Raw genomic sequence first — 6,253 nt, 5'->3', positions numbered from 1 at the left:
AGGCGACGCTGACGTGGTTTGAAGAGATTTTCGAAGAGTATTAACTAGGAGAAGTTATGCGTATTGTTTATCTGACTATTGGATTTTTGTCATTAGCTTTGGCTATTGTTGGAGTTGTCTTGCCCTTGTTGCCCACGACTCCTTTTCTTTTGTTGTCTATTGCTTGTTTTTCGAGAAGTTCCAAGCGTTTTGAAGATTGGCTCTATCATACCAAACTTTATCAGACTTACGTGGCGGACTTTCGTGAGACCAAGTCTATTGCGCGTGAACGTAAGAAAAAAATTATTGTATCGATTTATATCTTGATGGGAATTTCCATTTATTTTGCGCCTCTTTTACCAGTCAAAATTGGTTTGGGATGTTTAACCATCTTTATTACCTACTATCTTTTTAAGGTGATTCCTGATAAAGAATAGCTTTAATAAGTAACGATTTTCCTTGATAAAAACAAAAACATATTCGAAATAATATGATATAATAAATTTAAACTAATCTTCAAGGAGAATCAAATGATTTACGAATTTTGTGCTGAAAATGTAACCTTGCTTGAAAAAGCTATGCAGGCAGGAGCTCGTCGCATCGAGCTTTGTGACAATCTAGCAGTTGGTGGAACAACTCCAAGCTACGGAGTGACTAAGGCAGCTGTGGAACTGGCTACCGACTACGATACGACCATTATGACTATGATTCGACCACGTGGTGGTGACTTTGTTTACAATGACCTCGAGATTGCTATTATGCTCGAGGATATTCGACTAACTGCTCAGGCAGGTAGCCAAGGTGTCGTCTTTGGTGCCTTAACAGCTGATCAGAAGTTGGACAAGGCCAATCTTGAAAAATTAATTGCTGCATCTAAAGGTATGGAAATTGTTTTCCATATGGCATTTGATGAATTGAGTGAACAGGAGCAGTTAGAAGCTATTGATTGGCTCAGCCAAGCTGGAGTGACACGCATTCTGACTCGTGCTGGTGTATCTGGCGACTCGTTAGAGAAACGCTTTGCTCATTATCATAGAATTCTAGAACACGCTGCAGGAAAAATTGAAATTTTACCTGGTGGAGGGATTGACATGGACAACCGTCAAACCTTTATTGACCAACTGGGTGTGACACAATTACATGGAACTAAGGTCGTCTTTTAAAAAATAGAAAGGAACTGCTAGCTTTTGGTAGCAGTTTTCGCTTATGCTTGAAATTTTTAAAGCTTATCAGTTTAATAGTAAAAAGGCTAAAGAGTATGGATTTGTAGAAAATCAAGGCGTATGGAACCATAGTTCGACTATCTTGCACGGAGATTTTCTCATGATGGTTACAGTTGAGGATGGAGACTTAAGTTTTCAAGTTTATGACCAAGAAACTGGCGATCTTTATCCTCAAGTTCATATGGAAAGTATGAGAGGTACGTTTGTTGGAACTGTTCGAGAGGCTTGTTTAGAAGTTCTTTATGACATTCGAAAGGCCTGTTTTGAGGTGAAGGAATTTATCTATCCTCAGACCAAGAGAATCATGTCACTTGTTCAAGAAAAGTATGAAAATCAATTAGAATACTTATGGGAGAAATCTCCTGATACTGCGATTCTACGCCATGAGAATAATCAGAAGTGGTATGTTGTTTTGATGAGAATCTCTTGGGATAAGCTTGAAAAGGGCAGAGAAGGAACAGTGGAAGCAGTCAATCTCAAACAGGATCAAGTATCTGATTTGTTGGTAAAAAAAGGAATTTATCCAGCCTTTCATATGAACAAGCACTACTGGATAAGTGTGCCACTTGATGATAGTTTATCAGATGAAGAGCTTCTTGAATTAATCGAAAAAAGTTGGAATTTGACTTTGAAAAAATAACTAGATTTACTTGATTTTTCAAATACTTTCAATTAGCAAAATATTCTTTACTGAAGAAATTTTCAGAAAATATTGGATTTTTTCTTGACATGTGTTTTTTCCTATGCTAAAATACTAAACAAGATATCAAACGAAGGAGAAAGTCAAACATGAAAACAGCTAAGTTTAATCAATTTGCTTTGTTGTTGAGATACTCGGGCTAGTGCAAAAGCATTAGTCCTGTTTGGCTTACCAAGCGGGAGTAAATCAACATCTCGCTTGGAACTCCGAGCGAGATGTTTTTTTAAAACCGAATTTAGAAAAGGGGAAATCTTATGAGAACAGTTGAATTTCTAGATACTAGCCTTCGAGATGGTGAGCAGACACCAGGTGTTAATTTTTCGATCAAGGAAAAGATTGCCATTGCAAGACAACTGGAAAAATGGGGAATTTCGGCAATTGAAGCTGGTTTTCCAGCAGCTAGTCCAGACTCATTTACTGCAGTTCGGGAAATCGCAAAAGTCTTGAAGAAAACAGCGGTGACTGGTTTAGCTCGCTCTGTTAAATCAGACATTGACGCTTGTTATGAAGCACTGAAGGATGCTAAGTATCCACAAATCCATGTTTTTATCGCTACTAGTCCTATTCATCGTGAATTTAAGTTGAATAAAAGCAAAGAGGAAATATTGGAAGCTATTAAAGAGCATGTTTCCTATGCACGTAGTAAATTTGAAGTGGTAGAATTCTCTCCTGAAGATGCGACTAGAACTGAGCTGGATTTCCTCTTACAAGTCGTTCAAACAGCGGTAGACGCAGGTGCGACTTATATCAATATTCCTGACACGGTTGGTTTTACCACACCAGAGGAATATGGGAATATCTTCAAGTATCTGATTGACAATGTTAAAACCGACCGTCGGATTATCTATTCGCCTCACTGTCACGATGACCTTGGAATGGCAGTTGCCAATAGCCTTGCTGCTGTTAAGAATGGTGCGGGGCGTGTTGAAGGAACTATTAACGGTATTGGAGAACGAGCTGGGAATGCTGCTTTAGAAGAAATAGCGGTGGCCCTCAATATTCGCCAAGATTATTACCACGCAGAGACAAGTATTGTCCTAAACGAAACGATTAATACGTCTGAAATGGTTTCTCGTTTCTCAGGAATTCCAGTTCCAAAAAATAAGGCGGTTGTTGGAGGAAATGCCTTCTCTCACGAATCAGGTATTCACCAAGATGGTGTTCTTAAAAATCCTCTCACTTATGAAATCATTACACCTGAATTGGTTGGTGCCAAGAGTAATAGTCTTCCACTCGGTAAATTGTCTGGTCGCCATGCTTTTGTTGAGAAACTAAGAGATTTGGCTCTAGACTATACAGACGAAGATATCAAGCCACTCTTTACTAAGTTCAAGGCCTTGGCAGATAAGAAGCAAGAAATCACAGATGCTGATATTCGAGCTCTGGTAGCTGGTACCATGGTTGAAAATCCAGAAGGCTTCCACTTTGATGACTTGCAACTTCAAACCCATTCTGAAAATGACATTGAAGCGACAGTTAGATTAGCTAATTTTGATGGTGAGAAAGTTGAATTTAATGCAACAGGTCAGGGTTCTGTTGAAGCTATTTTCAATGCTATTGATAAATTCTTTAATCAATCTGTTCGCTTGGTATCCTATACGATTGATGCGGTAACTGATGGGATTGATGCCCAGGCACGTGTATTGGTAACTGTTGAAAACAGAGATACAGAGACTATCTTTAACGCAGCTGGACTTGATTTCGATGTGTTGAAGGCTTCGACTATTGCCTACATTAATGCCAATACCTTTGTTCAAAAAGAGAATGCTGGTGAGATGGGAACAACAGTTTCCTATCGCGACATGCCTACCGTATAAAGGAGAAAGCTATGACAAGAAAAATAGTTGCCCTAGCAGGTGATGGTATAGGCCCAGAAATCATGGAAGCTGGTTTAGAAGTTTTGGAGGCTCTAGCTGAAAAAACAGGTTTTGACTATGAGATTGACAGACGACCTTTTGGAGGGGCGGGTATTGATGCTGCAGGACATCCCTTGCCAGACGAAACGCTCAAGGCTTCTAGAGAAGCGGATGCTATTCTACTCGCTGCAATCGGTAGTCCTCAGTATGACGATGCTCCAGTTCGACCTGAACAAGGGCTTCTGGCCCTTCGAAAGGAACTCAATCTCTATGCCAATATTCGTCCGGTTAAAATCTTTGAGAGTCTCAAGCACTTATCACCTCTGAAGCCAGAACGAATAACTGGTGTTGACTTTGTAGTAGTACGTGAGTTGACAGGTGGGATTTACTTTGGAGATCATATCCTTGAAGAGAAATCGGCACGTGATATCAATGAATACAGCTATGAAGAAGTAGAGAGGATTATACGTAAGGCTTTTGAAATGGCAAGAAGTCGGAGAAAAATTCTTACCAGTATTGATAAGCAAAATGTTTTGGCAACATCAAAACTATGGCGGAGAGTTGCTGATGAAGTCGCAAAAGATTTTCCGGATGTAACCTTGGAACACCAGTTGGTCGACTCAGCTGCCATGCTCATGATTACAAATCCAGCCAAGTTCGATGTTATCGTGACAGAGAATCTTTTCGGAGATATCTTATCTGATGAATCAAGCGTTCTATCTGGTACACTTGGAGTTATGCCATCGGCTAGTCACTCTGAAGATGGTCCGAGTCTCTATGAACCCATTCATGGTTCGGCGCCTGATATTGCAGGTCAAGGCATTGCCAATCCTATTTCCATGATTTTGTCAGTTGCCATGATGCTAAGAGAAAGCTTTGGACGTTATGAGGATGCGGAGCGTATCGAGCGTGCTGTAGAAGAAACTTTAGTTGCTGGCATTTTAACGAGAGATATAGGAGGACAGGCTTCGACTAGGGAAATGACAGAAGCCATTATCGCAAGACTATGAAACTAAACGAAGGAATTACTTTTGCCCTCCTGATTTGGAATCTCATCATTTTCTTGATATATGGCATTGACAAATTCAAGGCAAGAAGAGGTGCTTGGCGAATACCTGAAAAATATTTACTATCATTTGCATTTTTTTGTGGTGGTTTTGGTGCCTGGTTGGCAGGACTCACTTTTCATCACAAGACTAGAAAATGGTACTTTAAAACAGTTTGGTTCCTAGGAATAGTAACTACACTAGTAGCTTTGTATTTTGTATGGAGGTAATGAATGGCAGGAAAATCGATTTTTGATAAATTATGGGACCTCCATGTGATCACAGGAGAAGAGGGACAACCTCAGCTTATGTATGTGGATCAACACTATATTCACGAGGTGACCAGTCCTCAGGCTTTTCAAGGATTGCGAGACGCAGGACGCAGATTGAGACGACCAGACTTGACATTTGGGACCTTTGACCACAATGTACCGACAGTTAATATCTACGATATTCGAGATGTGATATCCAAGGCTCAAATTGATAAGTTGGCAGAAAATGTTGAGGAATTCGGGATTGAACATGCGGCCCATGGTTCTGAAAAACAGGGCATTGTTCACATGGTTGGTCCAGAAACAGGACGAACACAACCAGGAAAATTCATCGTCTGTGGTGATAGCCATACAGCAACCCATGGAGCTTTTGGAGCGATTGCATTTGGAATTGGAACCAGTGAGGTCGAGCACGTCTTTGCAACTCAAACCATTTGGCAGGTCAAACCCAAGAAAATGCTGGTAGAATTCACTGGAGTTCCTCAAAAGGGAGTTTATTCCAAGGATTTCATTCTAGCCTTGATTGCCAAATACGGTGTTGCTTGTGGTGTTGGCTACGTGGTTGAGTATCGTGGTCAAGCGATTGATGCACTCAGTATGGAAGAGAGAATGACTATCTGCAATATGTCCATTGAATTTGGCTCTAAGATGGGAATCATGAATCCAGATCAGACAACATATGACTATCTAAAGGGACGTGAGTGTGTTCCAAAGGATTTTGATGCAGCAGTTGCTGACTGGAAAAGACTGGTTAGTGATGACGATGCCGTTTATGACAAGGTTATCCGTATGGATGTTTCAGAATTGGCTCCTATGGTGACTTGGGGCACCAATCCAGCTATGGGTGTTGACTTTGATAGTAGCTTCCCAGAAATAAAGGATATGAACGATGAACGTGCTTATCATTACATGGATTTACAACCTGGTCAGAAACCAGCAGATATCGAACTAGGCTATATCTTTATTGGTTCTTGTACCAATGCTAGACTTAGCGATTTGCAACTTGCTGCGCGATTTGTCAAAGGAAAGAAAATTGCTCCTAACTTAACGGCTATCGTGGTTCCGGGCTCTCGTCCTGTCAAACGAGCTGCTGAGAAGTTGGGCTTGGACAAGGTCTTTCTAGATGCTGGCTTTGAATGGAGAGACCCAGGTTGCTCCATGTGCCTAGGGATGAATC

General features: G+C 40.7%; 7 protein-coding genes. All 7 read left to right on the top strand.

Annotated features, from left to right (window positions below):
• The first annotated feature begins 56 nt into the window (after positions 1 to 56).
• On the top strand, positions 57 to 416 hold the full coding sequence (locus tag ADH31_RS04655; protein WP_049509223.1) for a YbaN family protein: 360 nt from the start codon (positions 57 to 59) through the stop codon (positions 414 to 416).
• 93 nt (positions 417 to 509) lie between these two features.
• Positions 510 to 1,142 carry a copper homeostasis protein CutC gene (locus ADH31_RS04650; RefSeq protein WP_049509222.1) on the top strand — a complete coding sequence of 211 codons (633 nt, stop codon included), beginning with the start codon at positions 510 to 512 and terminating at the stop codon, positions 1,140 to 1,142.
• Between the two features lie 43 nt (positions 1,143 to 1,185).
• Complete coding sequence (locus ADH31_RS04645; protein WP_049509221.1) at positions 1,186 to 1,842, top strand: MmcQ/YjbR family DNA-binding protein; 657 nt, start codon at positions 1,186 to 1,188, stop codon at positions 1,840 to 1,842.
• Between the two features lie 314 nt (positions 1,843 to 2,156).
• Positions 2,157 to 3,719 carry a 2-isopropylmalate synthase gene (locus ADH31_RS04640; RefSeq protein WP_049509220.1) on the top strand — a complete coding sequence of 521 codons (1,563 nt, stop codon included), beginning with the start codon at positions 2,157 to 2,159 and terminating at the stop codon, positions 3,717 to 3,719.
• An 11-nt stretch (positions 3,720 to 3,730) separates the two neighbouring features.
• Complete coding sequence (gene leuB / locus ADH31_RS04635) at positions 3,731 to 4,768, top strand: 3-isopropylmalate dehydrogenase (protein ID WP_049509219.1); 1,038 nt, start codon at positions 3,731 to 3,733, stop codon at positions 4,766 to 4,768.
• A complete protein-coding gene (locus ADH31_RS04630; protein WP_049509218.1) occupies positions 4,765 to 5,034 on the top strand; it encodes a DUF1294 domain-containing protein in 270 nt (89 codons plus the stop codon). The genes leuB and ADH31_RS04630 overlap by 4 nt, the downstream gene beginning before the upstream one ends.
• A gap of 3 nt (positions 5,035 to 5,037) precedes the next feature.
• On the top strand, positions 5,038 to 6,253 hold a 1,216-nt coding region (leuC, locus tag ADH31_RS04625; protein ID WP_049509217.1), incomplete at its 3' end, for a 3-isopropylmalate dehydratase large subunit.

Origin of the sequence: Streptococcus pseudopneumoniae (assembly GCF_001072375.1) — a bacterium.
Lineage (GTDB): Bacteria > Bacillota > Bacilli > Lactobacillales > Streptococcaceae > Streptococcus > Streptococcus pseudopneumoniae_L.
The sequence above is the reverse complement of the archived record's forward strand: the minus strand, read 5'-3'. Positions and strand labels throughout refer to the sequence as shown.